The sequence below is a fragment of the Leifsonia sp. 21MFCrub1.1 genome (genome assembly GCF_900107895.1).
Lineage (GTDB): Bacteria > Actinomycetota > Actinomycetes > Actinomycetales > Microbacteriaceae > Leifsonia > Leifsonia soli.
The window spans coordinates 3,550,829-3,576,486 of sequence record NZ_LT629867.1; the positions used below are offsets into that span (position 1 = coordinate 3,550,829).

Here is a 25,658-nt window from a genome sequence, read left to right on the forward strand (position 1 = left end):
CCGCGGCCGGCCACGGCCTTCCCACCCCTCAGGAGAACCATGACCACCTTCGAGATCGCGGGCGACGACTTCGTCCTCGACGGCGAGCCGTTCCGCATCCTCTCGGGAGCGCTGCACTACTTCCGCGTGCACCCGGACGACTGGGCGGACCGCATCCACAAGGCGCGCCTGATGGGGCTCAACACGATCGAGACCTACGTGCCGTGGAACGCGCACGAACCGCGCCCCGGCGCGTGGCGCGCGGACGGCGGCCTCGACCTGGCCCGATTCCTGCAGGCGGTGGCCGATGAGGGGATGTACGCGATCGTCCGCCCCGGGCCGTACATCTGCGCCGAGTGGGACAACGGCGGTCTGCCCGCATGGCTCTTCACGGACCCGGAGGTCGGCATCCGCCGGTCGGAGCCGCGGTTCGTCGCCGCGCTCTCCGGCTACCTGCGGAACGTGCTCGACATCGTCCGGCCGCTGCAGGTGACCGAGGGCGGTCCGGTGCTGCTCGTGCAGGTCGAGAACGAGTACGGCGCGTACGGCGACGACAAGGACTACCTGCGTCAGCTGGTCGAGGTCATCCGCGGCGCCGGCATCACCGTGCCGCTGACCACGGTCGACCAGCCGCAGGACGACATGCTCGAGAACGGCTCCCTGCCGGAGCTCTTGAAGACCGCCTCCTTCGGCTCCCGTTCGCGCGAGCGGCTCGCGACACTGCGCCGTCACCAGCCGACCGGCCCGCTGATGTGCTCGGAGTTCTGGGACGGCTGGTTCGACAGCTGGGGCGGCCACCACCACACGACGTCTGTTGCGGAGTCGGCAGCCGATCTGGATGCGCTGCTCGCGCTCGGCGCATCCGTCAACCTGTACATGTTCCACGGCGGCACCAACTTCGGCTTCACCAACGGAGCCAACGACAAGGGCGTCTACCAGCCGATCGTCACCAGCTACGACTACGACGCCCCGCTCGACGAGGCGGGCGAGCCGACGGAGAAGTTCTGGGCGTTCCGCGATGTGATCGCCCAGTACGCCCCGGTGCCCGCCCTGGAGCCCGTCGCCGCCGCGGCTGCGCCCGCGTTCACGGTTCCCTTCGACGCCGCCGTCCCGCTGTGGGCGGTCGCCGACCGGCTGGGCGCGTGGTCGCACACGGACGCGCTGCCGACGTTCGACGAGCTGGGCCACTACAGCGGCCTGGGCCTGTATCGCACCGAGATCGACACGACAGAGCCCGCTGTGCTGGAGTTCGGCGAGATCCGCGACCGCGCGTACGTCTCGGTCGACGGCAGCCGCATCGGCGTGCTCGCCCGCGACCACCACGACTCGGCCATCTCGCTCTCGCCCAGCCGCGGGACGCTCACCGTGCTCGTCGAGGACCAGGGCCGCGTCGACTACGGCCCCCGCATCGGCGAACCGAAGGGGCTCATCGGCCCGGTGCAGCTGAACGGCGAGGAGCTGCGCCGCTGGAGCGTCCTCCCCCTCCATCTGTCGTCGATCGAGCCCGTCCGGGAGGCGCTGGAGCACGCGGCATCGGCCGCCGCACCGGAGCGGCTCGCCGGACCGGTCTTCGCGCGCGCCGCCTTCGACCTCGACGAGCCGTGCCCCCTCTTCCTCGACACGACGGGATGGGGCAAGGGCGTGGCCTGGATCAACGGCTTCCCCCTCGGCCGCTACTGGACCCGCGGGCCGCAGGAGACGCTGTTCGTCCCCCGCGGCGTCGTGCGCGCGGGGGCGAACGAGCTCATCGTGCTGGAGCTGGAGTCCGCCGCCGAGGCGATCGCCGCCTTCGTGCCGGAGCCGCGGCTCGGCCACACCGAGGTGTGACCGGGCCGCGAGGCGCTCAGGCGGTCCAGCCGCCGTCGATCGTGACGGCCGAGCCGGTCATGTACCCGGAGGCGTCGGAGGCGATCCACGAGACCAGCTCGCCGACGTCGGAGCTGTGCCCGAACCGCCCGAACGCGGTGAAGCCGGCGAGGTAGTCGCCCGCCTCGCCGTCGGCCGGGTTGCCCTCGGTGTCGATCGGTCCCGGCTGGATGACGTTCACCGTGATGCCGCGACCCGCGAGGTCGCGCGCGAGCCCCTTCGTGAAGCCGACCATGGCCGCTTTGGTGAGGCCGTAGACGGCGCCCCCGGTGAACGGGATGCGCTCGGCGTTCACGCTGCCGATGGTGATGATCCGGCCGCCGTCCGGCAGCAGCGGGATGGCGGCCTGCGTGGCGTAGACCGTGCCGCGGATGTTGAGGTCGATCGTCGCCTCGATGTGCTCGTCCGGGGTCTCTGTGAAGTCCTCGAACCAGCCTCCCCCGGCGTTGTTGACCAGGATGTCGAGACCGCCGAGCGCCGCGACCGCGTCGCGCACACCGGCGCGCGCGGCGTCCGCGTCGGAGGCGTCAGCGCGCACGGCGACGGCCCGTCCGCCCGCCGCCTCGATGTCGGCGACGAGGGCGTCGGCGCGTTCGCGCGAGGCGCGGTAGGTCACCGCCACTTCTGCGCCGTGCGCGGCGAGTGCGCGCGCGATTCCTTCGCCGATGCCGCGTGCGCCTCCGGTGACGAGCGCCTTCTTGCCGGCGAGGGTGCCGGTGGTGGATGCGGTCGTGGATGCGGTGGTGATGGTCATGATGTCCTCCGATTTCCGTACGAATCGGTACATAAAACAGCCGCGTTGCCGTCGTATTCCGAACGTGGAAGAATTCTTTTCAGATCAGTACAGAAAGAAGATGAGGAGCATGGCCGCACGCGGACGCCCCCGCGGTTTCGACACGGACGATGCCCTGGATGCCGCCGTCGAGGTGTTCTGGCGCCAGGGCTACGAGGGCACGACGCTCGACGACCTCACCTCCGCGATGGGCATCAACCGGCCGAGCCTCTACGCCGCCTTCGGCAACAAAGAGGAGACTTTCAAGCGCGCGGTCGGCCGCTACGCCGAGGTCGACATGGCGTACGTGGGCGAGGCCATCGCCGAGCCGACCGCACGCGCCGTCGCCGAGCACTATCTCCGCAGCAACGTCGTCGCCATCACGACGCCCGGCAAGCCGGCCGGGTGTCTCTCGATCCAGGGCGGCCTCGCCGGAAGCCCGGAGGACGACCGCATCGTCCGCTTCCTCGCCGACAGCAGAGCCTCCGGCGAGCGCCGTCTCGCCGACCGCTTCCGCCGGGCCGTGGCCGACGGCGACCTGAGTGCGGACGAGAGTCCGACCGACCTGGCGAAGTACCTCTCGACGGTCAGCGCCGGTCTCGCGGTCCAGGCGTCGGCCGGCGCGAGCCGCGCGTCACTCCAGCGCGTCGCCGAGCGTGCCCTGCGCGCGTTCCCGTGACAACCGCGGTCGCCGGCTGAGCACGCCGACGCACACGGCGATCGCCGCGAAGAGGACGAGGCTGACCGGTCCCGTGCCGAGAGCCAGGCCACCTCGCGCGTGCGGAACCGCCAGGCCGTCGGCGATCGAGGCACCGAACGGGCGCGTCATCACGTAGGCGGTCCAGAACGCCGCGGTCGCTCCAAGGCCCCACCAGCGGTAGGCGATCCCGGGCACGGCGAAGAGAATTCCGAAGACCAGCGCCGAAGCGAAGTAGCCGAGGCCGAACGTCACGGCGGCGAGGTCGCCGAGGGCTGTGCCGAGCGCGAACGTGGCGAGAACCGCGCACCAGTAGAAGAGCTCGCGAGCGTGCGTGTCGATGCTGTGCACGGAGAGCGTGCGCTGGGTCGCGTACCAGAGTACGAAGACCGCAGCGAGGACGACGGCGAAGACGATGGTCGACGCCAGGTATGGGACGCCCAGCTCCACGTGGAGCACGTCGGCGACCATCGTGCCGAACACCGCCACCATCAGCACGGCCAGCCAGTAGACCCAGGGGATGTACCGCCGCACCACCAGCTGCAGGATGAGCGCAGCTGCGAACACGACGAAGGCGCCCGCGACAGCCAGCACCGGGTCGATCGTCTTGACCAGGAAGTCGGACGTCGTCTCACCCACCGCGGTGGTCAGCAGCTTGGTCACCCAGAACAGGGCGGTGACCGCCGGGACCTTGTTGCGCATCCCCCTAGCATCCCGGACGGCGGACTCGCGACCCTGGGCAGCCGTCCGGACGGCCTGAGAGCTCTCAGATGTTCGGCGTCTCTCAGAGGATGCGCCGGGCCACTCGCGGGTAGTCGATCACGATCCCGTCCTCATCCACGGTGAGATCGGCCATGAACGTGCCGCCAACGCTGCGGTACCGCACCACGGTGTGGCCGGAGGCGGGATCGTAGGGCTTCGCGGCACTGTAGGCCTGCCTGCTCGGGACGACCGCGAGGGACGGCAGGTCCACCCACGCCATGGTGAGCTCCGTCTCGGCCAGTCCCTCGCGGGCGCGGAGCCGGAGGATCGGCATCGTGTTGGTGACCGGGCAGAGCGCGAGATCGCAGTCGAGCGCGTCGTCCAGGTCCTCGGGATGAGCTGTGCCCGGATCGGGCATCCGCTCGCCGTGGTAGCGGTCGTCCCCGTGCGCGTACGTCTCGGTGGCCCACCGTCCGTGACCGCTGCGCGTCAGCACCAGCCAGCGTATGAACCCGCGCCCGGCCACCGACACGGAGAGTCGCGATGTCACCCAGTCCGGTCCGGTCTCCAGCGTCCAGCTGGTGACGTAGTCCGTGGTTCGCGACGTGCCGAGGGCATCCAGCCTGTCCGGCGCCAGGGTGAGTACCGCGGCCTCCAGCCGCTGCGGATCCTCGTCGCCCACCCACTCCACGTGTCGTACCGCTCCACGCATGCTGCTCGCCTCCACCCACGACCGCCGTGGCCGAACCATATCCCAGCGCGCGGTCGGTGTGCAGAGGTGCGTGGCTCGGACCGGGACGGCACCCCGTCACGCTACGCTCGCTAGGACTCCGCGCTGAGCGCGATGGTCCCGAGGCCCAGCGCCGCCAGGATCCCGGCGGACACCCGCTCCAGCCACGTGGTCACCGCCGGACGCTTGAGCCAGGCGACCGCCCGGCCGGCCAGCAGGGCGACCACGACCAGGTAGAGCGAACCGACCAACGCATCGATCGCGCCGAGCAGGAGCGTGTTGCCGATGGTGAAGCCGTCGTGAGGAACGAACTGCGGCGCGACCGCGAGGAAGAACAGCCCGACCTTCGGGTTCGTCATCGTGGAGAGGATCCCTGCGGCGAACCCGCCGTGCAGCGATGTACGCCTCACGGGGGTCTCGATGCCGGTACCGGATCGGTTGCGGCGGCCGGCGATGAACGCCATCACGCCGAGGTAGATCAGATACAGACCACCCACGATCTTGAGCACGCGGTACACCTCGGCCGACTGCTCCAGCAGCGCCGCGAGCCCCAGCGCGACCGCGAGCGCCCACGCCAGCGACCCCACGGCAGAGCCGAGGGACGCGGCGATGCCCGCGCCGGGTCGGGACAAGCTGAACCGCAGCACCAGGAAGGTGTCCGGCCCGGGCGTGATCGCGAGGACGACGCACAGCCCAGCGAAAGCGAGGATGCTTGCAGCGGTCATCCGTCAAGTATGCCGCCGCCGCGGTCCACCGATCTCTCCCCGCGTCACACGCCCTGCGGGATGTGCGACGTGAGGCCGCCGTCGATGATGAACTCCGATCCCGTCGAGTAGGAGGACTCGTCGCTCGCCAGGTAGAGGACGAGGCTGGAGACTTCATCCGGAGTCGCGGCCCTGCCGAGCGGGATCTGCAGTTGCTTCGCGTCGATCCCGGTCGTCATCGGCGTCTCGATCAGGCCAGGATGCACAGAGTTCACGCGGATGCCCGCTGCAGCCAGCTCAGCCGCCGCCGACTTCGTCAGTCCGCGCACACCGAACTTCGCCGCCACGTAACCGTGCAGACCTGGACTGCCCTGGATGCCCTCGACGGAGGAGATGTTGACGATGCTTCCCCGTCCGCTCGCAGCCAAGGCAGGGACCGCGGCCCGCATCCCGTAGAACACACCGCTGAGGTTGATCGCGATGATCGACGCCCACATGTCATCGGTGAACTCGTGAAGAGGAGCACCGTTGGCGATGCCGGCATTGTTGACGAGCACATCGAGCGACCCGAAAGTGGAGGTCGCGTGCGCGACTGCGCGGTCCCACTCGGCCGGCTTCGTCACGTCCAGGTGGACGAACGTCGCCTGCGATCCGAGTTCCTCGGCCAGTGCCTGCCCCTCTTCGTCGAGCAGGTCGGCGATCACGACCCGGGCGCCTTCGCGTGCCAGCCGTCGGCAATGCGACGCTCCCATACCCCGTGCTCCCCCGGTGACCAGCGCCACTTTGCCATCGACTCGTCCCACGCCCAGCTCCTCTCGGTGAAGACCCCGCCTGCCGGGGCCCACGTGTATCCTTCCGGGGCGTGCCCCCGTGCGGACAGGCCCAAAGTCCCGACCGACCGGACCGGATGTCCGGAGATCGTCTCGCGATACTCTCGTGAAGCAGCATCACCGGGGACGACACCCTCCCTGTACGCGAACGGCGACGGCGACTGGCTCGCCCCCGCGAAGGAGCACTGACCATGCGCAGGAGCGACCTGCCCGACGACTTCGTGATCGGGACAGCCACGGCGTCGTACCAGATCGAAGGCGCCACGCACGAGGACGGCCGTGGTGAGAGCATCTGGGACACGTTCGCGCGTGTTCCCGGTGCCATCGCCGACGGCAGCACCGGTGACGTGGCCGACGACCACTACCACCGCTCGGCGGAGGACGTCGCCCTCATCGGCGACCTGGGCTTTGACGCTTACCGGTTCTCGATCGCCTGGCCGCGCATCCAGCCGAACGGGAGCGGGTCGCCGAATCGCGCGGGCGTCGACTTCTACCGGCGGCTGGCGGAGTCGCTCCTGCAGCGCGGCGTCACGCCGTGGGCGACCCTCTACCACTGGGATCTGCCGCAGGCGCTCGAGGACCGCGGCGGCTGGATGCACCGCGACACCGCGTTCCGCTTCGCCGACTACGCCGCGCACGTCGCCGACCAGCTCGGCGACCTCGTGTCCGACTGGATCACGCTGAACGAGCCATGGTGCTCGTCGTTCCTCGGCTACGCGAGCGGCGACCACGCGCCGGGCAGCAGGGTCGGCTCGCGCGCGGCGCACGCCGCCCATCACCTCCTGCTGGGTCACGGCCACGCGCTCGAGGCGCTGCGGGCGACCGACTCGGCGGCTCGTGTCGGCACCACCCTGAATCTCTCCCCGGTGCAGCCGGCCGGCGACAGCGAGGGCGACGCGGATGCCGCGCGCCGGATCGACGGACTCAGCAACCGCCTCTTCCTCGACCCTGTGCTCCGCGGCGCGTACCCGGCCGACGTGCTCGACGACCTCGGCGAGACGGCCTGGTTCGCCGAGAACGCGACGGACGACGACCTGAAGCGCATCTCCGCGCCGATCGACTTCCTCGGCATCAACTACTACAGCAGGCACACCGTCGCCTCCGGGTCGGCACCCGCCGCCGGCGCCCCGGCGAGCGCCTACCCCGGCAGCGAGCACGTCCGCTTTGTGAAGACGGGCGCACCGGTCACCCAGATGGGCTGGGAGATCCACCCGGACGGGATGGTCGACGTGCTCCGTCAGGCCAACGCGCTCGCCCCCGATCTCCCGCTTTACATCACCGAGAACGGCGCGGCCTATCCCGACCGGGTGGACGCCGACGGCGGGATCGACGACCCGCAGCGCGCCGAGTACCTGGAGGCGCACCTCGAGGCGGCCCGGGATGCGGTGGCCGAGGGCCTGCCGCTCCGCGGCTACTTCATCTGGTCGCTCATGGACAACTGGGAGTGGGCGTGGGGGTACTCGCGCCGGTTCGGCATCGTCCACGTCGACTACGAGACGCAGAAGCGGACGCCGAAGCGGAGCGCCCGCTGGGTGGCGGACTTCCTGCGGGATGCGGTTCCGGCCGGGCGCGCCTGACGGTCCGGGACGTCACGCGCCTCCGGGCGCGATCAGCCCTGGCCGCGCCCGGTCTTCTGCTGCAGGCGGTCGATGTGCTCGGAGGCCTGCGCCTTCGTGAGGTCGGCGGGGATCTCCTCGCCGGCCTCGCGGGCGAGGGTGTCGAGGTAGCTGCGCTGCGAGGCGGTCATCGGCTCGTCGCCGGTGACCCACTCCGACGGGTCCTTGCTGGCCGGGTTCTCGTCGTCTCCATGGCGTGCGCCGAGCACGTCGTCGGCGGAGCCGGCGCTGCCGGTGCTGATGTCTTCACTGTCGGTCATGCGGCAGACAGTACGCCGCGGCCCCGACACCGCACCCGGGTTGACGGGACGCCCGATTGCCACCGCGTTCCCGGATGGCGTAGCGTGCGGCTGGATCGGCTCGCCGACGAGCCGGGGAAGAAGGCTCCCATGCTGGTCACGGGTTCGTCTCAGGGGGGATTCGCCGAGGCTCTCGAGGACGCGATGTCGCAGCAGCCGACGCGGGGAGACATCCCGCGCCGCTATGAGATCGTCCGCGCCTGGGTGGATGCGGGCGGCATCGCCGGCCTCTGGTACCGATGCGATGTGGCGGTCACCGGCCCGGACGTGCCGGACAGCGACGACTGACGGCTGGCGCGGCGCTCAGCGCCGGAGGACGCTCGGCCGCGGCAGGCCGAGCTCCTCGATGAGGTCGCCGAGCATCCGATCGAGCTCGAACCCGGCCTGGGTGACCTTGTTGTTGCCGAAGCTCCCGAGGCGGCTGCTCGGTTGGTCGACGCTGAGCACGGTGCCTCCGGTGCGGCTCGCGTGCAGTTCGACGCGGATCGGCGTGTAGAGCAGCGTCCCGGCGTCATGGCGGAACATGCGGGCGGCGGTCGCATAGTCGCCGATCAGGTAGACGGCGCTCGCGATGTCGGCGCCGCCGACGCGCATCACCGGCGTCGGGTGGTCGGTCCAGAACCGCACGAACCGGTGGATGCCCGGCCCCGCCGTCTCCAGCGTCAGCCGCCTCCAGTCGGCGCCCGACGACAGCAGTTCGCGCAGGCGCGTAACATCCAGCGGCGGCACCTCGGCCTCGAACGCACGGCGGAGCGTCCCGAAGGCGACCTCCGCCTCCAGCTCGATGCGCTGCACGGAGACGGGGACGATGCGCTCGGTCGCGGGAAGGGCCATCAGGCCATTCTCGCCCTGCGGGCGACCGGTCCCGGTCAGCCCAGCCCGGTCAGCCCAGCCCGGTCACGCCCCGCTTCGGCGGGACCTGCGGGAGGTCGGCGGATGAGCCGCCATCCCCGAGCGCTGCGACGTACGCCCGTTCGCGCTCCAGGGTGTCGGTCTCCCGCCGGCCGTAGCGTGCCGGATCGGGACGCTCGGCGTCCTGCTCGACCGTCAGCAGGCCATCCGGGTCCTTCGCATCGCGGACTCCTGTCAGTCGCATGCCGATGGTCGACGTGTCGTCGTCGTGCCCTCGTCGGTCCGCGTCGCCGCTCGTCGCATCCATGTCCTCCACGATGGGCGCGCCCGAGAGGATAGACAAGGGGGTCGGACCGGTTTCGTGGAGCGCAGGGTGAAGCCGAGCGGGTCGGTCAGCTCAGCGGAAGGGTGCTCTCGCGCCGCTCGCTGCGAGCGCTCCGCGGCACCCGGGGCGCCGCATCCCCGCGATCGGCGCGGACCAGTGCGATGCCGGCCAGGATGAGCAGGCCGCCGAGCAGCTGGAGGGCATTGAGCTGCTCGCCCAGCAGCAGCCAGGCGTACAGGGTCGCGGAGACGACCTCCAGCAGGCCGGCGAACGACGCCAGCCGCGATCCGAGCAGCTCGGTCGCCGTGATGCTGGCGGCGTAGGCGAACGCCGTCGCGATGACGCCGACGACGAGCAGCGGCACCCACCACGCCGTCGGACGGCCGAACAGCGGCACGTCGGCGAAGCTCACGGTGACCGGGAGCAGCCCGGTCGCCCCGACGAGGGCGAGGGCGACGGCGCCGAGCAGCAGACCGCCGGAGGCGAGCGCGACGGGAGGCAGGCCGTCGCTCGGCCGGGCGGCGATGACGTAGAACGCGGCGCATCCGACCATCGCGAGCACCGCCAGCAGCAGCCCGAGTGGATCCGGAGCTCCCGCGCCGCCGGGCGAGACCACGAGCACGAGGCCCGCGACGGCCACCGCCGATCCGGCGAGCACCACGGCGCGCGGCACCCTCCGGGTCTGCGCCCACACGACCGCCACGAGCAGGACAGGCGCGAGGTACTCGACGAGGATCCCGGTGCTCACCGGGATGCGCTGGATCGCCCCGAAGTACAGCACCTGGGTTCCGGCCACACCGACCAGTGCCATCCCGAGCAGCCGCCAGCGGCCCCGCCAGACCGCGCCCCAGCGGCCGCGGACGGAGAGGAGCGCGAAGGGCAGCAGCACGATCCCGCCGATGGCCGCGCGGGCGGTCACGGCCGCGACGGGTGACCAGCCGCTCTCGAGCAGCGGCTTGATGAGGGCGCCCAACATCCCGAACAAGGCCGCAGCGAGCACCGCGATGAGGAGGCCTGCCGTTGCGGGGTGGCGCTGCTTCATATGATTCACCTGTCAGGATCGAAAGGGATGATGGTCCTGACGCTAGTCTTGAACCGAGTAAGGAGTCAACTTGCATTTTGCCCCTGACACCGTGGATGCGCTCGAGTTCGCCGTCGCACTCACCGACACCGACCCCGGAGCCACACGCAGCGGCGAGGACGAGCTGGCGACGATCGAGCAGCTCGCCGCCCTCCTGAAGGAGAACCGTTACTCCGGCCGCGTCGACGGGGACGAGGCCGAGCTGCGGGAGGTGCGCGCGACGCGCGAGCGCCTGAAGCGCACCTGGTCCCTCGACCGAGACGCCGCGGCCCTCGAAGTCAACGCGATGCTGGCGGAAGCCCGCGCGCTCCCCTACCTCATGCGCCACGACGGCTTCGACTGGCACCTGCACGCCACGGCACAGGATGCCCCCTTGGCCGAGCGCATCCGCGTCGAGGTCGCGCTCGCTCTCGTCGACGTCATCCGTTCCGGTGAGACCGACCGGCTCCGCGTCTGCGCGGCCGACGACTGCACCGGGCTGGTGCTCGACCTCTCCCGCAACGGATCGAAGCGCTTCTGCAGCGTCCGCTGCGGCAATCGCGTGAACATGATCGCGTTCCGCGCCAGGAAGGAGCACGCGGACTAACCCGTCGCGTCAGAAGTCGGACAGGTTACCCCGGATGCCGCCGTTCCCGTACTCGGTGCGCAGGATGCCGCGGCGCCGCAGCACCGGGACCAGCTCGTCGAGGTAGCGGTGCAGCGTCACCGGGTGCAGGTCGCCCGAGAAGATGAAACCGTCGTTGTCGGCCTCCTCCCCGATCTCCTCGATGAAGTCGGCGATCTGCTCGGCCGTTCCCACGAATCCCGCACGGTCGGCGATGCGTCCCTTGACCACCTTGGGCGCGATCAGCTCGCGCAGGGTGACGCCGCCGCGGATGCCCTGCTTGCCGAACAGTCCCTTGATGCTCCCCTGCGACACGTGGTCGCCGAACACCGACACGTCGAACGGCTCATCGAGCGAGAGCACGGTCAGGTCGGTCTCCAGGTCGCTCGACTGCCCGGCCAGCGCGCGGTACAGCTCCTCGTCGGTGGGATGCTTCGACGCCTCGACGACACGCCGCGCCTCCTCGTCGCTCGACACGACCTCCGGCTTGAAGACGAACAGGACCTTGATCGAGTCGGGGGTGCGCCCGGCCGCGATCGCCGCCTCGCGCACCTTCGTGCGGTAGTCGCGGATGCTCTGGGCATCCAGCGGGGCGAGAGCGAGCTGCACCTCCGAGTGGGTGCCGGCGAAGGCGATGCCGCGCGGCGAGCCGCCCGGCGACACGATCGCGGGGTCTCCGTCCGTGAACGGCACCGCGTTGAGGGGACCGGCCACCCGGAAGTACTCGCCCTCGTGCTGGAAGCCCCGGATCTTCGACCCGTCGGCGAAGTGCCGTGTCGCGGCGTCCTGCACGAGCGCACCGTCGTCCCAGCTGTGCCACAGGCGGCGGATGACGGTCAGCCACTCCTCGGCGCGGTCGTACGCGGCGTCGTGCGAGAGCGGCGGGAGGCCGAGGTGGCGGGCGCTGCCCACGTCGGTGACGACGTTCACGCCGAGGCGGTGGCCGCTCAGGTGGTGGAGGGTCGCGAACTGCCGCGCCGCCACATACGGAGGGTAGGCGCCGGCGTTGATGGTCGGGGCGACACCGAGGTGCCGCGTCGCATCCAGCAGGTACGGCGAGAGGATGAGCGGGTCGTGCTTCGGGCCGCCGTAGGCCTCGCGCACACGCAGGTCGACGGTCTCCGGGAAGCCCAGCGAGAGGGCGTCCTCGATGATGACGAGGTCGAGTCCCGCCTGCTCGAGCTCACGCGCGGACTGCTGGTAGAGGTCCGGGCGCGTCCAGTCGTAGCCCCACTCCCAGTACGGGTGCCCCCAGCCCTGAGGGCCGAACCCGCGGCTGAAGAACCAGCCGAAGTGCTGCAGTCGTGCCATGGTGCGCCTACCTCCCCGCCGTGGCGGCCAGCGCCGCCGGAATGGGCTCCGCAGCCGCATCGGACACCACCACATCGGTCGCCGCGACCGCCGCGATGCCGCGCGCGAGGTCGGCGATGAGGTCGTCCGGATCCTCCAGGCCGATCGAGAGCCGCAGCAGGCCCTGACCGATGCCGGTGCCCTCACGGACCTCCCGGGGCAGGTGCGCGTGCGTCGTCGATGCGGGGTGGAGGATGAGCGACCGCACGTCGCCGATGTGCGTCATCCGGCTAAACAGCTCGACGGCGTCGTAGAACCGTTCGGCCGCGGCGGCCCCACCGGAGAGCGTGAACCCGAGTACCGCACCCTGCCCGCGCGGCAGGTACCGCTGGGCGAGGGGATGCGAGGGGTGCGACGGCAGACCCGCGTAGTCCACGCCGGACACCTCGGGCTGGGCCTCCAGCCAGCGGGCGACGGCGAGCGCGGTGTCCGACTGCCGCTGCACCCGCAGCGAGAGGGTCTCGATGCCCTGCTGGATGAGGAACGCGTTCAGCGGCGACAGCACCGGCCCGAACAGCGACGCCACGACCGACCGGGTGAAGGCGGTGTACGCGGCAGCGCCGTGCACATCCACGTAGCTCGCGCCGTCCAGCCACTCGTCCGGTCCGGTCAGGTGAGCGAACGGCGAGGCCGCCCAGTCGTAGCTCCCCTGGTCGACGACCAGTCCGCCGAGCGTGGAGCCGTGACCGCCGAGGTACTTGCTGGCGGAGTGGACGACGATGTCGGCGCCGTGGTCGCCCGGCCGCAGCAGGTAAGGGGTGGCGAGCGTGTTGTCGACCACGAAGGGGATGCCGTTCTCGTGCGCGACGGTGGCGACGCCCGCGATGTCGAGGATCTCCGTGCCGGGGTTCGCGATGGACTCGCCGAACAGCACCCGGGTGGTGGGCCGGATGCGCCGCCGCCACTCCGCGAGATCGGTGGGGTCGTCGACGAACTCGATCTCGACCCCGAGCCTGCGCAGACCGTTCTCGAACAGCCCCCGCGTGCCCGAGTAGACGCTCTGGGCCGACAGGATGTGGTCGCCGGCCTGCACGAGCCCGAGCAGCGCGACCGTGAGGGCCGCCTGGCCGCTGCCGACCGCGATCGCCTCGCGCCCGCGCTCCAGGGCGGCGACGCGCCGTTCCAGCGCGGCGGTCGTCGGGTTGCCGGAGCGGCTGTAGGTGTAGCCGGGCTCGGCGCCGCCGAAACGGCCCTCGGCCTGGGCGAAGCTGTCGAACTCGAACCCCGCGGTGAGGTAGATGGGCGTGACCCGGGCGCCGTGGGCGGCATCGCGGGCCTCTCCCGCGTGCACCTGGGCTGTGCTGAACTCCGACATGCCCCTATGGTGCGGCACGGCCCCTCCCGAAACGCCTTCTGTTGCACAAAGCTACGCGGCGCAGCCATGGCGGAATGAGGTACTCTGGGTGCGCGATATGCGAACACGGCGTTCGCATAATGAACGACTTACGACGAAGTGAGGTTCTCGTGCAGTTCCACCACCACGGCTACGTCTCGGGCGACCCGCGCATCCAGGAGCCGGCCGGCACCGGGATCGACCGCCCGGCCGAGCTGCCCGAAGAGATGGACGTGCTCATCGTCGGCACCGGCCCGGCGGGCATGATCGCCGCAGCGCAGCTCTCCCAGTTCCCGAACGTCACGACGCGGATCGTCGAGCGCCGGCCCGGGCGGCTCGCGATCGGGCAGGCCGACGGCATCCAGGCCCGCAGCGTCGAGACCTTCCAGGCCTTCGGCTTCGCCGAGCGGATCATCGCGGAGGCGTACCGGATCACCGAGATGGCCTTCTGGAAGCCCGACCCTGCCGACCCGTCGCGCATCGTGCGCACCGCGCGGCCGGTCGACGACCCCACCGGCGTCAGCGAGTTCCCCCACCTGATCGTCAACCAGGCCCGCGTGCTCGACTACTTCGCCGAGGTGATGGCGAACTCGCCCGCCCGGATGACGCCGGACTACGGCTACGAGCTGGTACGGCTCGAGGTCGGCGACGGCGAGCATCCCGTCGCCGTCACCCTGCGCCGGACGGCGGGACCGGACGAGGGCGCCGAGCGCGTCGTGCACGCGAAGTACGTCATCGGAGCCGACGGAGCGCGCAGCATGGTCCGCGAGGCGATCGGCTGCCACCTCGCCGGCGACCAGGCCAACCACGCGTGGGGGGTGATGGACGTGCTGGCGGTCACCGACTTCCCCGACATCCGGACGAAGTGCTCGATCCAGTCGGAGGCGGGCAACATCCTGCTCATCCCGCGCGAAGGCGGCTACCTGTTCCGGATGTACGTCGACCTCGGCGAGGTCGCGCCCGACGACAAGGGCGCCGTGCGGGCGACCTCCATCGAGCAGATCATCGAGCGGGCGAACCGCATTCTCCACCCGTACACGCTGGACGTGCGGAACGTCGCCTGGCACAGCGTGTACGAGGTCGGCCACCGGCTGACCGACCGCTTCGACGACGTACGGCCGGAGGAGCTCGGGATGCGCACGCCGCGGGTCTTCATCACCGGTGACGCCTGCCACACGCACAGTGCGAAGGCCGGCCAGGGCATGAACGTGTCGATGCAGGACGGCTTCAACATCGGCTGGAAGCTCGGGCATGTGCTCGACGGCCGGAGCCCGGAGAGCCTGCTCGCGACCTACTCCGCCGAGCGGCAGGTGGTCGCGAAGGACCTCATCGACTTCGATAAGCAGTGGTCGACGCTGATGGCGAAGAAGCCGGAGGAGTTCGAGAGCCCGTCGGAGCTGGAGGACTTCTACGTCCGCACCGCCGAGTTCCCCGCCGGCTTCATGACCCAGTACGCGCCCTCCCTCATCGTCGGGGAGCAGAGCCACCAGGAGCTCGCGACCGGCTTCCCGGTCGGCAAGCGCTTCAAGTCGGCTGCGGTGAAGCGGGTCTGCGACGGCAACCCGGTGCACCTCGGGCACCACGCGCGCGCCGACGGCCGGTGGCGCATCTACGTCTTCGCCGACGCCGCCCGCGCCGGGGAGCCTTCGGCGGTCACCGACCTCGCGGCGTGGCTCTCGGAGTCTCCCGACTCGCCGCTCGCCGCGACGCCCGCTGGGGCGGATCCGGACGCGTGGTTCGACGTCAAGGTGATCTACCAGCAGGACCACACGGCCGTCGACCTCGGCGTCGTCCCCGACCTGTTCCTCCCCCGGGTCGGACCGTTCGGGCTGATCGACTACGAGAAGGTCTACGCGGCCGACCCGGCCGACGACATCTTCGCGGTCCGCGGGATCGACCGAGGCGGCGCGATCGTCGTCGTCCGCCCCGATCAGTATGTCTCGGCGATACTCCCCCTGACGGCCACCGCCGAACTCGCCGCATTCTTCCGCCCCATCCTCCTCACCCGAACCCTCACCGCCTGACCCCCAACCGCCTGACCCCCACCACCGTCGAGTCCGCACAAATTGCACACGAAACGCCGCGCGGGCGTGCAAAGTTTGTGGACTCGACGGTGGGTGGGTCAGCGCAGGTCGGCCTCGATGGCGGCGGCGGCGGTCCGCAGGCGCGCTCCGATCGCGGCGGCGTCCACGTCGTTCGCGACGTAGACCACGGCGAGCGCCGCCACGGGCTGGCCGGGGGCGACGACCGGCACGGCGATGGACGCGAGTCCCGCGATCACCTCGTCGTGACTGGTGGCGTACCCGCGGCGCTGCGCCAGCGCGGCGGCCTCGCGGGGATGCTCCCCCGGCAGCGCCCGCCACTGCGCCTCCGTCAGGGCCGACTGGATCGCGATCCCCGGGGCGCCGGAGGCGAGGGGATGCCGCGTCCCCGGCCGCTGCGCCACGGTGGCGTGCGCGTGCGACGGCTCCACCGTCACCAGGGTGACCACGTCATGGCGGTCGAGCACGGCGAGGAAGGCCGTCATCGTGAGCTCGTTGGCGACGGCCGTCAGCTGCGGAAGGGCCGCCGACTGCAGGTCGCGCGACACCGATCGGGCGAGGCTGGCCATCCGCGGTCCGAGCTCGACCGCGCCGGCGGCGTCGCGCACCACCAGTCCGTGGTCCTCCAGTGTGCGGAGGATGCGGTACGTGATCGAGCGGTGCAGGCCCAGCCGCGCCGCGATCACCGGGATGCTGAGGGGTTCGCCCGCGTCGGCGAGCAGCTCCAGCGTGCGGATGCCGCGCGAGAGCGTCTGCAGCGGCGGGGTCTGCGGAGCGTCATCGGCGAGAGGCACGTGTTCGATTATAGAAACGTTCACCCGGCAGCGCCGTCGTGGCTGCCGAAGAACCGCAGCACCGCGGGCAGGGCGGTGTTCGCCACCGTTCCGTGCGTCGCCCCCGGGATGGCGTCGTAGACGACGTCCGTACCGCGCTTCTTCTCGCCTGCCACGAATGCCGCCGTCGACGACGGCCGCACCAGCTTGTCGCTGAGCCCCTGCGCCACGAACAGGGGGACGGGGATCGCGGCTGCGCCCGGTGTGTTCGCCGCGAGCAGGCCGGCCCACGGCTCCGTCGTCTCGGGATCGCCCGCCAGGAACCGGCCGACGAGAGGCTGCGCGACGTCGTGCAGTGCCCGGTTCTGGGTGAGCAGGCAGAATCCCGCCATCGTCGGCAGCGCAGCGACGGCGGCGGGAGTGAGGATGGAGTCGAGCGGCGCTCCGTACACGTCCGCGTAGGCGTCGAAGGCGTAAGACGCGATGCTGACCCCGGAGACGTCGCCGATGTCGGCGCGCATCAGCGACGCCAGGTCCGTCGCCGGAGCGGCGACGGCGACCGCCCTCAGGTCGAGCTCCGGCGCGTACTCCTTCCACACCTGTGCGGCGAACAGGGCCGCCTGCCCGCCCTGCGAGTGCCCCCACAACAGGACGCGGTCGCTGGCGGCCGACCCGAGGAAGTCGCGGGCGGCGCGGGCGGCGTCCAGCACGTTGCGCCCCTCGGTGGCGCCGACGAGGTACGAGTTCGGGCCGGGGACACCCATCCCGGTGTAGTCGGTCGACACCACCGCGTAGCCCTGCTTCAGCAGCGCCTGCAGCCCTTCGATCCACACGTAGGGGTCGGCCGATCGCGACGGCGCGCACTTCTCGGCGCTGCCGGTCGTCGGGTGCGCCCACGACACGATGGTCCTGCCGCCGTCGGGCGTTGGCCCGTCCGGCTCCAGCAGCATCCCGCTGTTCAGCACCGGCCGGCCGGACAGGTCGGTCGACCGGAACAGGATGCGCCACGCCGTCGCCCCGAACGGACCGCCGGCCGCCAGCTCCGACCGCACGATCTCGCCCGGCGTCCCGGGCGCCGCGGGCGGGTCGTCGTAGAACGCACCGGTGTACGGCCGCGCGGCCAGGTCCTCCTCGCCACGGACCTCCTGCGAGCAGCCGCCGAGGGCCGTGACGGCCAGAACCGCCGCGAGAACACCGCCGACCGCGGTGCGCCATCCGCTCCTCTGCCTCCGCACGGGTCCATGCTGGCACGCCGCACCCGTCGTCGGCGCGGTCTGCCCTGCGCAGATTCGCGGCGGGCAGAAGCCGCAGACACCGGGCGACGCGGCTCGCACACTGGCCTCATGGACACCGACAAGACCTCTCCCGTTCAGCGGCTGCTCGACGAGCGCATCGTCTTCCTCGGCAGCGAGGTGACCGACGAGGTCGCCAACGACATCTGCGCCCAGCTGCTCCTCCTCGACTCGATCGCGCCCGACCGCGACATCTTCCTGTACATCAACTCCCCGGGCGGATCCGTCACGGCGGGCTTCGCCATCTTCGACACCATGAACTTCGTGAAGGCCGACGTGGCGACGCTCGCGCTCGGCTTCGCCGCCTCCATGGGCCAGTTCCTGCTGTCGTCGGGGAAGCGCGGCAAGCGCTACGCCCTCCCCAACTCCTCCGTGGTCATGCACCAGCCGCACGGCGGCTTCGGCGGCACGTCCGCCGACATCCAGACCCAGGCGAAGCAGATCCTGCACTTCAAACGCCGCATGGCCGAGCTCACCAGCCAGCAGACCGGGCGGCCGGTGGAGCAGATCATCGAGGACGGCGACCGCGACCGCTGGTTCACCGCCGACGAGGCCCGCGACTACGGGTTCGTGGATGAGGTGGTCGGGTCGACGACCGCCCTCAGGCCGTAGCCGCGGCCGTCAGGCGGAGACCGGCTGCCGGGTGTTGGCCACGTCCACCCGGGCGTCGATGAACGAGTGCACGCTCTCGTGGATGTGGTACTGCGTGTGAGAGAGGCGCGCGTCCCTGCTGCGCAGCAACGCCCGGGCCGCGGCCCGGCGTCCACGGATCCGCGCGAGGGAGATCGTGGACGCGAGGAGCACGACCAGGGTGAGGGTCGCGCCTGCGACGTCCACGGCGGCCTGCCAGCCGGGGGCGGTCACGGCGAGGGCGACCGCCCAGCCGGCGCCGATCGCGGCGAGCGCCGCCGCGGAGGTCCACAGCGTCGCACCGGCGAGGCGCAGCGGGTGCGTCGCCAGCAGCGCCCGCGCCTCCGCGTTCTCGCGCTCGTGCTGGCGACGGCGCTCCTTCGCCCAGTGCAGGTCGCGCTCGTGGCGGCGGGCGAGCAGCTGGGCCCGGTCGTGGGCATGGTTGTAGGGCAGGGTGGTGTGCACGGTACGTCCTTTGCGCGTTCGGGTTCTCCCGCGGACCGGTTTCGGGTCGGCTCCCGCGGGGCTCAAGACAGTAACTCGGGTGTGACATCCGCGAGCATAGCCAGAAAGACCGGTCTGTGGGTCGTTTGGAGGACACGGGTCTGTACCCCAATCCGGGCGACACGGATGCGGTCCACCCGGCGCTGTTAGGGTGTGGACTTCCGGGAGTGCGCGGAAGGGGAGCGGATGCGGAAACCGGTCGTCGCAGCAGTCGTGGGGGCGCTCGCCCTCGTCGCGGTCGCCGCGGCCGTCGGGGTCGGCCTGCGGGCTGCGACGCCCCCGCCCGCGGTCAGCGGTCCGACCACCCCGCCCCCGACCACGGACAGCCTGAAGCCCGCGTTCGCGTCACCGCGCCTCTACCTCGATCCGAACACCGAGGCGGCCGCGGCGCAGAAGCGCCTGCTGGCCCAGGGCGACACCGCGGCCGCGGCCGTCGTCGGCCGGATCGCCGCCGTGCCGACGGCCGTCTGGCTGGGCGAGTGGTTCCAGGGCGACCGCCTGGTGACCGAGCTCCGGAACGATGTCGCGGATGCCCGTTCGCAGCAGGCGACGCCGGTGTTCGTCGCCTACGGCATCCCGAACCGGGACTGCGGCGGCTACTCGAAGGGCGGGCTCGCCGCCGACCAGTACCTCCCGTGGATCCGGACCATCGCCTCCACCCTGGAAGGAAGCGGTGCGGTCGTCCTGCTGGAACCCGATTCGCTTGCCATGCTGTCGTCCGACAAGTGCGCCGGCTCGGCGGAGGTCCGGCTCCCTCTGCTGCGCTCGTCGGTGGGCATCCTCGAAGGCGCGGGCATCGCCACCTACCTCGACGGCGGCAACGCCCGCTGGCTGTCGCCCGACGACCAGGCCGCCTGGCTGAAGCGCGCCGATGTGGAGCAGGCGCACGGCTTCTTCACCAACGTGTCGAACTTCGACACGACCCAGCGCGAACGCGACTATGCGGGCAGGCTGTCGTCGAAAGTCGGCTGGAAGCACTACGTGATCGACGTCTCCCGCAACGGCAACGGATGGACGGGCACGTGGTGCAATCCGCCCGGCGCCGCGCTCGGTCAGGACCCGAAGGTGATGGAGGGCACCGACGGCAAGCTGGATGCGCTGCTCTGGGTGAAGCACCCCGGCGTCAGCGACGGCAGCTGCAACGGCGGGCCCGCCGCGGGCGTCTGGTGGCAGGCCGGGGCGGAGGCGCTCGTGAACGGCCGCGGCAAGTGACCGCGGACGCCTGCGAGCAGCTGGCCGCGGCGTGCGACCGCCTCGCCGCACGGACCCCATCGCCCAGCCGTTTCCTGCGCGACCTCGGTCACGAGGTCGCGGGCGTCCGGCGCGGTCCGTTCTGGTTCCTCGACGCCGGCAGCGGCGGGTCGAATCGCGTCCGCGGCCGCGGTTTCCGCCGGCACGTCGACGACGGGACCGAGGGGCAGGCGCGCCACTTCGCCGGCATCGTCTCCGTCGCCGCCCGCGTCGGACCGCGCGTGACACGCTGGCTCTCCATCCACGTCGGCCGGGATGCGCCCGACTCCGCCGACGGCCGGCTCACCGATCTCGCGGTGGACTTCGTGCGGTCCGTCCGCTCGGGCGAGCTGCCGCTCAGCGACGCCGGCGACTGGGTGCGGTCGCGGCTCTGCGCCGGGGCGCCGTCCGTCCGCCGCCGCTAGTCCGTCGACGGCAGGTGCCGCCCCCGGTGGATCTCGTAGAGGCTGGCGTGCCCGGGCGACGCCGGGTCGTCCACGATCGGCCGGTCGGCCATGAACAGCCGGATGATGTGGGCCAGCTCTCCGGGGTGGCTGAAGTTGATGGCGTGCGCCGCCCCCTCGATCCGCACCACGAGCACGTGGTTGTCGGTCGCGGCCGCGACCTCCCGCACCCGGTCGGGGCCGGGCAGCAGCGGATCGCGGTCGCCGATCACCACCAGGGTCGGGATGCGCAGCTCCAGCAGCCGCTCGAGCGACGGATACGACGTGAGGGCGCTGAACATCTTGAAGGTGCTGGGTACGCCGAAGCGGAGGTAGTCCGGCGTCGCCACCCGCATCATCCGCGGCGGCTCCCGGCCGCCGTCGCGGGTCAGCTGGCCGACGGCGCGCCGCAACGGCCGGTTGTATGCGCCGCCTGCGGGCGAGACGAGCACGGCGCGGTCGATCCGCTCGGGATAGTGATGAGCGAACTCGAGGATGACCGGGCAGCCCATCGAGTTGCCGACGAGGGTCACCGTCTCGATGCCGCGATCGTCGAGGAAGCGGGCGGCGTCGCGCGCCAGATCCGGGATGTCGAGGCCCCCCGGCACCTTGCCGCTCCGGCCGAACCCCGGGAGGTCGGGGACGAGGGTGTGGAACTCGTCAGCGAGACGTTCAGCGGTCGGGAGAAGGTAGCGGCCGGACAGGCCGAACCCGTGCACGTGCATCATCGCCGGGGCGTCCGGCGGGGTGGGCGACTCGCGGTAGAACACGTCGACGCCGTCGACGACGGTCCATCGCTCGGAGAGGCTCGAGGCCGGCCGGCGCGGCAGGCGCCGCGGCACGCTCTTGGTGCTCATGGCGCGATCCTGCTCGCCTCATGCGGCGTCGCGCAATGCAGTACTCGTCAGCGAACGGCGGCCCGGAATCCGGCGTAGTCGCCGAGACGGTCGAGGCCGTCGGTGACCGGAGACTCGTGGTGGCCGACCACGACGACGCGGGCCCCGGATGCGACGGCCGCGGCGATCCCCGCCTCCGCATCCTCGAACACCACGCACTCGTCGATCGGGACGCCGAGGTGCTCCGCGGCACGGAGGTAGCCCTCGGGATGCGGCTTGCCGCGGGCGACATCCTCCGCCGCGACCAGCACGTCCGGAACGGGGACCCCGGCGGCGCGGAGCCGGGCGACGGCGAGCGCGCGCGGCGCGCTGGTCACCACGGCGACCGGCGCTCGCTGAGCCACGAGGTGCTCGAGCAGCGCGACCGCACCCGGGATCTCGACGATCCCGTCCGTGCGGGTGACCTCCTCGGCTACCAGCCCGCGCACCAGGACGGCGCGCTCGTCCTCCGCCACCCCCGGGAGGAAGTGCCCGACCGTGTCGGCCGCCTGGCGGCCGTGGGCGTACGCGAGCAGCGCGGCCGCATCCACCCCGTGGCGGACGGCGAAGGCCGTCCAGACGGATTCGACCACCGCCGTCGAGTCGACGAGCGTCCCATCCATGTCGAACAGGAAGCCGGCCGCCGAGATCTCATCCACTCTCCGAGCTTAGGAGACGGGGCGCCACGGGGTCCCCGGGTGTCCGTGCGCCGCCGTCAGCGGCCCGTCTCGCGGGCCGCGTGGATCGCACGCAGGTCACCGAGCGCGCGCTCCGTCTCGCGGTCGGCCCGGCCGCCGCGGGCGAGGATCGCCGCGGGCAGCCAGTCACTGAGCACGAAGCGTCGGCGACGGGGCGGTCGCCCCTCGGTCGTCCGTGCCGGGCGCGCCACCCAGCTGTGTTCCATCCCCTGTGTCCATGTCGTGTTCGCCATGACCCTCACGTTACGGACGTAAAGATACGGACACGAGATGGCTTCAGGTCTATCTTCGCAAAGATTCGGCCACTACACTGACGGCATGATCCGATCCGTCGCGGTGCCCCTCATCGACGACTTCGCCATGTTCGAGTTCGGCGTCGTGTGCGAAGTGTTCGGACTCGACCGCAGCTATGCCGGGCTCGAGCCGTTCGACTTCCGGGTCTGCTCCATCCAGCCCGGGAGTCCGGTGGCCAGCCCCGTCGGCGTCAGCGTCACGGCCCCCTACGGGCTGGAGGCGATGGACGACGCCGACCTCATCGCCGTCCCCGCAGCCACGATCCGCGAGGAGTACCCGGAGGAGTTCCTGGATGCGCTCCGCCGCGCATACGACCGCGGCGCCATCCTGCTCAGCGTCTGCTCCGGTGCGTTCGCCCTCGGGGCCGCCGGACTCCTCGACGGGCGCGACTGCACCACGCACTGGCGTTACTCGGACGAACTGCAGCGCCGCTTCCCGGCCGCCTGCGTCGACCCGGACGTGCTGTTCGTCGACGACGGCCAGATCATCACGAGCGCCGGCACCTCGGCCGGGATCGACGCCAGCCTCCACCTCGTCCGCCGCGAGCTCGGCAGCGCCGTCGCGAACACGATCGCGCGCAACATGGTCGTCCCGCCGCAGCGCGACGGCGGTCAGCGCCAGTACATCGACAAGCCGGTGAGCGACTGCGAGGACGACACGTTCAGCGAGCTCATCGACTACCTGGCCGAGCGCCTCGACGAGACGCACACGGTCGGGAGCCTGGCCGAGCGCACGCACATGTCGACCCGCAGCTTCTCGCGGCGGTTCGTGGCGGAGACGGGCGTGCCCCCGATGCAGTGGCTGACCACCCAGCGCATCCTGCGCGCCCGGCTGCTGCTCGAGACGACCGACCTGCCCATCGACGAGGTGGCCCGGCAGTGCGGCTTCGGCAGCGCCACTCTGCTGCGCCACCACTTCGACGCCGAGGTGGGCGTCCCTCCGACGCGCTACCGCGCGGCCTTCGCGCGCGCCTGACGCGCCGGCGGCCGACCGAGCGGGAACGCCCGCCGCGGGGCGGGATGACGCCGCGGCGCGAGGTCGTCGCCCCGGTAGTGCCGCAGCAGCCGCCGGTTGCGGAGGGCGAGGTCACCGCACAGGCCGACGGTGACCAGCCCGCAGACGATCACGCCCCACGCGCGCGGATTCTCGCCCAGCGTCGGGATGGCGATCGCGAGGGCGACCGTCGCGATGAGGGCGAGCACGGCGAGCGCCGCCCCGATCCCCTCTCGTCGCGCCGCCCTGGCGCGATCCGCCTGGTCTCCCATGCACCGGAAACTACTCCGCAGATCGGGTGAACAAAAGGCGAAATCCCGTCGGCCGGCCGGTGAACACGCCGAAGCCCCCGCCCGGAGGTTCGGGGCGGGGGCTTCGTGGTCGTCGGAGGGTCAGTGCTTGAAGGCGTCTTTGATCTTCTCGCCGGCCTGCTTGACGTCGGCCTTGATCTGGTCGCCCTTGCCTTCGGCCTCGAGCCGCTCGTCGCCGGTGGCCTTACCCGTGGCCTCCTTGGCGCTGCCGCCCAGCTTCTCTCCGGCGTTCTCGATCTTGTCGTCCAGTCCCATGACGTCCCCTTTCGTGGTCCGTTTCGTCTTCGACGCTCCCACCGTTCCGCAGGCGGGTCTACCCCCGCCCGCGGACCTCCCACGTCACGTTCAGGAGACGCCGTCGCGGTGGTCCAGCGCCTCGAGCGCGGAGGACATCCGGCCCAGGAAGCCGGTCACGATCTCCGCCTGACTCTCATCCAGCACGGAGGCGGCCTCGAGCATCCGGCGGTGCATCGCCTCGAGCGTGTGCCGGACCTCCTCGTCCGCACCGGGGGTCGCGACGATCACCAGGCTGCGCCGGTCCGCGGGATGCGGCCGGCGGCTCACCCACCCGGCTACCGTCAGCCGGTCGAGCATGACGGTGACCGACGACGACTTGAGCTGGAGGTGGGCGCCGAGTTCCGCCGGAGTCGCCGGAGCGCCGTCGTTCTGCCGCTTCATCAGGAACCGCAGCGCACGGAGGTCGTTCTCCCCCATCCGCATCGACTCGCGGGTACGACGGCGCATCGCCTGCTCCGCGGCGCGGTAGTCGCGCAGCGCGTTCAGGACGTCAACGGTATGCGGGTCCGCACGGTCGTACCAGTACCGCCCGCCGGTCTGTTCTTCGATACCCCGATTTTACGTGCTGCTGCGGGTGCGGTCGCCGGAGCGGTTCGGTCCACGCGCCGCCTCCGCGGCGTCGATGTGGTCGACGGCTTCGCGCATCCGGCGCAGGAAGTCGATCACCACGGCCGCGTCGGCCGGGTCGAGCGACGCGGCGACGTCGACGAGCTCCTGCCGCATGTCGCCCAGGATCGACCGCTGCAGCTCGTCCTCCGGCACCGTCGGCACCACGATGAGCGCGCGCCGGTCGAACGGACTCGACTGACGCTGGACGTGCCCGGCGCGCTCCAGACGGTCGAGCAGGGCGGTGACCGACGAACTCTGGATGCCGAGGTACTCGGCCAGCTCCTTTGGGCCGACCGCGCGGCCGGCCTCCTGCGCGCGGAGCAGGTAGCGCATGGCCGAGACGTCGTTCTCGCTCATCCGCAGCACGCCCTCGGAACGCCGGCGCATGGCCGACTCGGCGGCGCCGTACGCGCGCATCGCCTCGAGCACCTCGATGCCGGGAGCGCGCTGCTGGGCGCGCTCCTCGTACCAGTAGTGCGCCGATCCCTGGGTCTCGGACGTCATGCACTTAACGATAGAGCACCTACTAACTAGACTCCCTAGCTTTTGCCCTTCGCGGCCGGCGACGCGGCCGGCTCCGGCGTGACGAGGAGCCCGTTCGGGCGGTGCGTGCCGTCCATGAGCGATTCGAGCCACTCCCGGTTGAGCGGCGCGATGACGCCGTCGTCGTAGCGGAAGCGGATCGGCAGCCCGTTGTCGACCCAGATGGTCTCGCGGCCGCCGTCCCCATCGCGGATCCAGCTCAGCGCGAACGACTCTCGACGGCGCAGCTTGGTCGTGATGACGACCTGCACATGAGCCAGCAGGCGATCCGAGAACTCGTAGTCGGCTCCCCCGTAGCTGAGCACTCCCACGCCACGTCTCCCTTCGTTGTATCGCTGATCCAGCGGATATGTAGTTAGTCTCATCATATAGCTCGCTCGTCTA

General features: G+C 71.2%; 32 protein-coding genes. 10 read left to right on the top strand and 22 right to left on the bottom strand.

Annotated features, from left to right (window positions below):
• Positions 1-39 precede the first annotated feature (39 nt).
• Positions 40-1,806 carry a glycoside hydrolase family 35 protein gene (locus BLW09_RS16730; RefSeq protein WP_089915368.1) on the top strand — a complete coding sequence of 589 codons (1,767 nt, stop codon included), beginning with the start codon at positions 40-42 and terminating at the stop codon, positions 1,804-1,806.
• A gap of 16 nt (positions 1,807-1,822) precedes the next feature.
• Here the strand turns inward: BLW09_RS16730 and BLW09_RS16735 are convergent, their stop codons facing one another.
• Positions 1,823-2,599: an SDR family NAD(P)-dependent oxidoreductase gene (locus BLW09_RS16735; RefSeq protein ID WP_231946917.1), complete on the bottom strand. Its 777-nt coding sequence runs from the start codon at positions 2,597-2,599 to the stop codon at positions 1,823-1,825.
• A gap of 109 nt (positions 2,600-2,708) precedes the next feature.
• On the opposite strand from BLW09_RS16735, the gene BLW09_RS16740 reads away from it, so the two are divergent.
• On the top strand, positions 2,709-3,296 hold the full coding sequence (locus BLW09_RS16740) for a TetR/AcrR family transcriptional regulator (protein WP_089915371.1): 588 nt from the start codon (positions 2,709-2,711) through the stop codon (positions 3,294-3,296).
• Here the strand turns inward: BLW09_RS16740 and BLW09_RS16745 are convergent.
• From BLW09_RS16745 to BLW09_RS16760, 4 genes are all read right to left on the bottom strand, one after another.
• Positions 3,252-4,016, bottom strand: a complete 765-nt coding sequence (locus BLW09_RS16745) for a COG4705 family protein (RefSeq protein ID WP_089915374.1) — start codon at positions 4,014-4,016, stop codon at positions 3,252-3,254. The two genes, BLW09_RS16740 and BLW09_RS16745, sit on opposite strands and share 45 nt — an antisense overlap.
• An 82-nt stretch (positions 4,017-4,098) precedes the next feature.
• Entirely contained in the window at positions 4,099-4,728 is a 630-nt protein-coding gene (locus BLW09_RS16750; protein ID WP_231946919.1) for a putative glycolipid-binding domain-containing protein, read from the bottom strand.
• Positions 4,729-4,838: 110 nt separating this feature from the next.
• Positions 4,839-5,471 carry a LysE family translocator gene (locus BLW09_RS16755; RefSeq protein ID WP_089915379.1) on the bottom strand — a complete coding sequence of 211 codons (633 nt, stop codon included), beginning with the start codon at positions 5,469-5,471 and terminating at the stop codon, positions 4,839-4,841.
• A gap of 44 nt (positions 5,472-5,515) precedes the next feature.
• A complete protein-coding gene (locus BLW09_RS16760) occupies positions 5,516-6,253 on the bottom strand; it encodes a glucose 1-dehydrogenase (protein ID WP_089915382.1) in 738 nt (245 codons plus the stop codon).
• 218 nt (positions 6,254-6,471) lie between these two features.
• On the opposite strand from BLW09_RS16760, the gene BLW09_RS16765 reads away from it, so the two are divergent.
• On the top strand, positions 6,472-7,857 hold the full coding sequence (locus tag BLW09_RS16765) for a GH1 family beta-glucosidase (protein WP_172824238.1): 1,386 nt from the start codon (positions 6,472-6,474) through the stop codon (positions 7,855-7,857).
• Between the two features lie 32 nt (positions 7,858-7,889).
• On the opposite strand, the gene BLW09_RS16770 is transcribed toward BLW09_RS16765, so the two are convergent.
• The gene (locus BLW09_RS16770) at positions 7,890-8,156 is read right to left on the bottom strand and encodes a DUF3072 domain-containing protein (protein WP_089915388.1); all 267 of its coding nucleotides are present in this window, start codon (positions 8,154-8,156) and stop codon (positions 7,890-7,892) included.
• Positions 8,157-8,285: 129 nt separating this feature from the next.
• On the opposite strand from BLW09_RS16770, the gene BLW09_RS16775 reads away from it, so the two are divergent.
• Entirely contained in the window at positions 8,286-8,483 is a 198-nt protein-coding gene (locus BLW09_RS16775; protein ID WP_157696992.1) for a hypothetical protein, read from the top strand.
• Positions 8,484-8,498: 15 nt separating this feature from the next.
• Here the strand turns inward: BLW09_RS16775 and BLW09_RS16780 are convergent, their stop codons facing one another.
• From BLW09_RS16780 to BLW09_RS16790, 3 genes are all read right to left on the bottom strand, one after another.
• The gene (locus tag BLW09_RS16780) at positions 8,499-9,029 is read right to left on the bottom strand and encodes a hypothetical protein (protein WP_089915394.1); all 531 of its coding nucleotides are present in this window, start codon (positions 9,027-9,029) and stop codon (positions 8,499-8,501) included.
• A 49-nt stretch (positions 9,030-9,078) separates the two neighbouring features.
• Entirely contained in the window at positions 9,079-9,354 is a 276-nt protein-coding gene (locus BLW09_RS16785; RefSeq protein ID WP_089915397.1) for a hypothetical protein, read from the bottom strand.
• Between the two features lie 85 nt (positions 9,355-9,439).
• Entirely contained in the window at positions 9,440-10,414 is a 975-nt protein-coding gene (locus BLW09_RS16790) for a DMT family transporter (protein WP_089915400.1), read from the bottom strand.
• Positions 10,415-10,484: 70 nt separating this feature from the next.
• Between BLW09_RS16790 and BLW09_RS16795 the strand changes: the two genes are divergently transcribed.
• Complete coding sequence (locus BLW09_RS16795) at positions 10,485-11,039, top strand: CGNR zinc finger domain-containing protein (protein WP_172824239.1); 555 nt, start codon at positions 10,485-10,487, stop codon at positions 11,037-11,039.
• 9 nt (positions 11,040-11,048) lie between these two features.
• On the opposite strand, the gene BLW09_RS16800 is transcribed toward BLW09_RS16795, so the two are convergent.
• Together BLW09_RS16800 and BLW09_RS16805 are read right to left on the bottom strand one after the other, a co-directional pair.
• Positions 11,049-12,368, bottom strand: a complete 1,320-nt coding sequence (locus BLW09_RS16800; RefSeq protein ID WP_089915407.1) for an NtaA/DmoA family FMN-dependent monooxygenase — start codon at positions 12,366-12,368, stop codon at positions 11,049-11,051.
• 7 nt (positions 12,369-12,375) lie between these two features.
• Positions 12,376-13,722: an O-acetylhomoserine aminocarboxypropyltransferase/cysteine synthase family protein gene (locus BLW09_RS16805; RefSeq protein WP_089915411.1), complete on the bottom strand. Its 1,347-nt coding sequence runs from the start codon at positions 13,720-13,722 to the stop codon at positions 12,376-12,378.
• Positions 13,723-13,871: 149 nt separating this feature from the next.
• Here BLW09_RS16805 and BLW09_RS16810 point away from each other — a divergent pair, with 149 nt between their 5' ends.
• Positions 13,872-15,764 carry an FAD-binding monooxygenase gene (locus tag BLW09_RS16810; RefSeq protein ID WP_089915414.1) on the top strand — a complete coding sequence of 631 codons (1,893 nt, stop codon included), beginning with the start codon at positions 13,872-13,874 and terminating at the stop codon, positions 15,762-15,764.
• A gap of 98 nt (positions 15,765-15,862) precedes the next feature.
• On the opposite strand, the gene BLW09_RS16815 is transcribed toward BLW09_RS16810, so the two are convergent.
• Positions 15,863-16,540, bottom strand: coding sequence for an IclR family transcriptional regulator (locus BLW09_RS16815; RefSeq protein ID WP_172824360.1), 678 nt, complete (start codon positions 16,538-16,540; stop codon positions 15,863-15,865).
• A 56-nt stretch (positions 16,541-16,596) separates the two neighbouring features.
• Complete coding sequence (locus BLW09_RS16820; RefSeq protein ID WP_231946921.1) at positions 16,597-17,790, bottom strand: alpha/beta fold hydrolase; 1,194 nt, start codon at positions 17,788-17,790, stop codon at positions 16,597-16,599.
• A 108-nt stretch (positions 17,791-17,898) separates the two neighbouring features.
• On the opposite strand from BLW09_RS16820, the gene BLW09_RS16825 reads away from it, so the two are divergent.
• Positions 17,899-18,459, top strand: a complete 561-nt coding sequence (locus BLW09_RS16825; protein ID WP_089915417.1) for an ATP-dependent Clp protease proteolytic subunit — start codon at positions 17,899-17,901, stop codon at positions 18,457-18,459.
• A 9-nt stretch (positions 18,460-18,468) separates the two neighbouring features.
• Here the strand turns inward: BLW09_RS16825 and BLW09_RS16830 are convergent, their stop codons facing one another.
• Positions 18,469-18,942, bottom strand: a complete 474-nt coding sequence (locus BLW09_RS16830; protein ID WP_089915419.1) for a hypothetical protein — start codon at positions 18,940-18,942, stop codon at positions 18,469-18,471.
• Between the two features lie 225 nt (positions 18,943-19,167).
• On the opposite strand from BLW09_RS16830, the gene BLW09_RS16835 reads away from it, so the two are divergent.
• Positions 19,168-20,193, top strand: a complete 1,026-nt coding sequence (locus BLW09_RS16835; RefSeq protein ID WP_089915421.1) for a glycoside hydrolase family 6 protein — start codon at positions 19,168-19,170, stop codon at positions 20,191-20,193.
• Positions 20,190-20,636 carry a hypothetical protein gene (locus tag BLW09_RS16840; RefSeq protein ID WP_089915424.1) on the top strand — a complete coding sequence of 149 codons (447 nt, stop codon included), beginning with the start codon at positions 20,190-20,192 and terminating at the stop codon, positions 20,634-20,636. The genes BLW09_RS16835 and BLW09_RS16840 overlap by 4 nt, the downstream gene beginning before the upstream one ends.
• Here BLW09_RS16840 and BLW09_RS16845 read toward each other — a convergent pair.
• From BLW09_RS16845 to BLW09_RS16855, 3 genes are read right to left on the bottom strand one after another with little or no spacing between them, the layout of a single operon-like run.
• Positions 20,633-21,511 (bottom strand): alpha/beta fold hydrolase, encoded by an 879-nt coding sequence (locus BLW09_RS16845; RefSeq protein WP_089915427.1) that lies wholly within the window; start codon positions 21,509-21,511, stop codon positions 20,633-20,635. The two genes, BLW09_RS16840 and BLW09_RS16845, sit on opposite strands and share 4 nt — an antisense overlap.
• Positions 21,512-21,558: 47 nt before the next feature.
• Entirely contained in the window at positions 21,559-22,188 is a 630-nt protein-coding gene (locus BLW09_RS16850; RefSeq protein ID WP_231946922.1) for an HAD-IA family hydrolase, read from the bottom strand.
• Positions 22,189-22,244: 56 nt separating this feature from the next.
• Positions 22,245-22,460: a hypothetical protein gene (locus tag BLW09_RS16855; protein WP_231946923.1), complete on the bottom strand. Its 216-nt coding sequence runs from the start codon at positions 22,458-22,460 to the stop codon at positions 22,245-22,247.
• 85 nt (positions 22,461-22,545) lie between these two features.
• On the opposite strand from BLW09_RS16855, the gene BLW09_RS16860 reads away from it, so the two are divergent.
• Positions 22,546-23,496, top strand: a complete 951-nt coding sequence (locus tag BLW09_RS16860) for a helix-turn-helix domain-containing protein (protein WP_089915433.1) — start codon at positions 22,546-22,548, stop codon at positions 23,494-23,496.
• Here BLW09_RS16860 and BLW09_RS16865 read toward each other — a convergent pair.
• From BLW09_RS16865 to BLW09_RS16885, 5 genes are all read right to left on the bottom strand, one after another.
• A complete protein-coding gene (locus BLW09_RS16865; protein ID WP_089915436.1) occupies positions 23,469-23,786 on the bottom strand; it encodes a hypothetical protein in 318 nt (105 codons plus the stop codon). The two genes, BLW09_RS16860 and BLW09_RS16865, sit on opposite strands and share 28 nt — an antisense overlap.
• A 120-nt stretch (positions 23,787-23,906) precedes the next feature.
• Entirely contained in the window at positions 23,907-24,080 is a 174-nt protein-coding gene (locus BLW09_RS16870; protein WP_089915439.1) for a CsbD family protein, read from the bottom strand.
• A 90-nt stretch (positions 24,081-24,170) separates the two neighbouring features.
• Entirely contained in the window at positions 24,171-24,569 is a 399-nt protein-coding gene (locus tag BLW09_RS16875; RefSeq protein ID WP_231946925.1) for a MarR family winged helix-turn-helix transcriptional regulator, read from the bottom strand.
• A 111-nt stretch (positions 24,570-24,680) separates the two neighbouring features.
• A complete protein-coding gene (locus BLW09_RS16880; protein ID WP_089915445.1) occupies positions 24,681-25,235 on the bottom strand; it encodes a MarR family winged helix-turn-helix transcriptional regulator in 555 nt (184 codons plus the stop codon).
• A gap of 35 nt (positions 25,236-25,270) precedes the next feature.
• Positions 25,271-25,585: a DUF7882 family protein gene (locus tag BLW09_RS16885; protein ID WP_089915447.1), complete on the bottom strand. Its 315-nt coding sequence runs from the start codon at positions 25,583-25,585 to the stop codon at positions 25,271-25,273.
• Between the last annotated feature and the right edge of the window lie 73 nt (positions 25,586-25,658).

Bases quoted from the DNA above. Each gene is read 5' to 3' on its own strand.
- BLW09_RS16730 (WP_089915368.1), top strand. From the start codon at position 40: ATGACCACCTTCGAGATCGCGGGCGACGACTTCGTCCTCGACGGCGAG.
- BLW09_RS16735 (WP_231946917.1), bottom strand. From the start codon at position 2,599: ATGACCATCACCACCGCATCCACGACCGCATCCACCACCGGCACCCTC.
- BLW09_RS16740 (WP_089915371.1), top strand. From the start codon at position 2,709: ATGGCCGCACGCGGACGCCCCCGCGGTTTCGACACGGACGATGCCCTG.
- BLW09_RS16745 (WP_089915374.1), bottom strand. From the start codon at position 4,016: ATGCGCAACAAGGTCCCGGCGGTCACCGCCCTGTTCTGGGTGACCAAG.
- BLW09_RS16750 (WP_231946919.1), bottom strand. From the start codon at position 4,728: ATGCGTGGAGCGGTACGACACGTGGAGTGGGTGGGCGACGAGGATCCG.
- BLW09_RS16755 (WP_089915379.1), bottom strand. From the start codon at position 5,471: ATGACCGCTGCAAGCATCCTCGCTTTCGCTGGGCTGTGCGTCGTCCTC.
- BLW09_RS16765 (WP_172824238.1), top strand. From the start codon at position 6,472: ATGCGCAGGAGCGACCTGCCCGACGACTTCGTGATCGGGACAGCCACG.
- BLW09_RS16770 (WP_089915388.1), bottom strand. From the start codon at position 8,156: ATGACCGACAGTGAAGACATCAGCACCGGCAGCGCCGGCTCCGCCGAC.
- BLW09_RS16775 (WP_157696992.1), top strand. From the start codon at position 8,286: ATGCTGGTCACGGGTTCGTCTCAGGGGGGATTCGCCGAGGCTCTCGAG.
- BLW09_RS16780 (WP_089915394.1), bottom strand. From the start codon at position 9,029: ATGGCCCTTCCCGCGACCGAGCGCATCGTCCCCGTCTCCGTGCAGCGC.
- BLW09_RS16785 (WP_089915397.1), bottom strand. From the start codon at position 9,354: ATGGATGCGACGAGCGGCGACGCGGACCGACGAGGGCACGACGACGAC.
- BLW09_RS16790 (WP_089915400.1), bottom strand. From the start codon at position 10,414: ATGAAGCAGCGCCACCCCGCAACGGCAGGCCTCCTCATCGCGGTGCTC.
- BLW09_RS16800 (WP_089915407.1), bottom strand. From the start codon at position 12,368: ATGGCACGACTGCAGCACTTCGGCTGGTTCTTCAGCCGCGGGTTCGGC.
- BLW09_RS16805 (WP_089915411.1), bottom strand. From the start codon at position 13,722: ATGTCGGAGTTCAGCACAGCCCAGGTGCACGCGGGAGAGGCCCGCGAT.
- BLW09_RS16825 (WP_089915417.1), top strand. From the start codon at position 17,899: ATGGACACCGACAAGACCTCTCCCGTTCAGCGGCTGCTCGACGAGCGC.
- BLW09_RS16835 (WP_089915421.1), top strand. From the start codon at position 19,168: ATGCGGAAACCGGTCGTCGCAGCAGTCGTGGGGGCGCTCGCCCTCGTC.
- BLW09_RS16845 (WP_089915427.1), bottom strand. From the start codon at position 21,511: ATGAGCACCAAGAGCGTGCCGCGGCGCCTGCCGCGCCGGCCGGCCTCG.
- BLW09_RS16855 (WP_231946923.1), bottom strand. From the start codon at position 22,460: ATGGCGAACACGACATGGACACAGGGGATGGAACACAGCTGGGTGGCG.
- BLW09_RS16860 (WP_089915433.1), top strand. From the start codon at position 22,546: ATGATCCGATCCGTCGCGGTGCCCCTCATCGACGACTTCGCCATGTTC.
- BLW09_RS16865 (WP_089915436.1), bottom strand. From the start codon at position 23,786: ATGGGAGACCAGGCGGATCGCGCCAGGGCGGCGCGACGAGAGGGGATC.
- BLW09_RS16870 (WP_089915439.1), bottom strand. From the start codon at position 24,080: ATGGGACTGGACGACAAGATCGAGAACGCCGGAGAGAAGCTGGGCGGC.
- BLW09_RS16875 (WP_231946925.1), bottom strand. From the start codon at position 24,569: ATGCGCCGTCGTACCCGCGAGTCGATGCGGATGGGGGAGAACGACCTC.
- BLW09_RS16880 (WP_089915445.1), bottom strand. From the start codon at position 25,235: ATGACGTCCGAGACCCAGGGATCGGCGCACTACTGGTACGAGGAGCGC.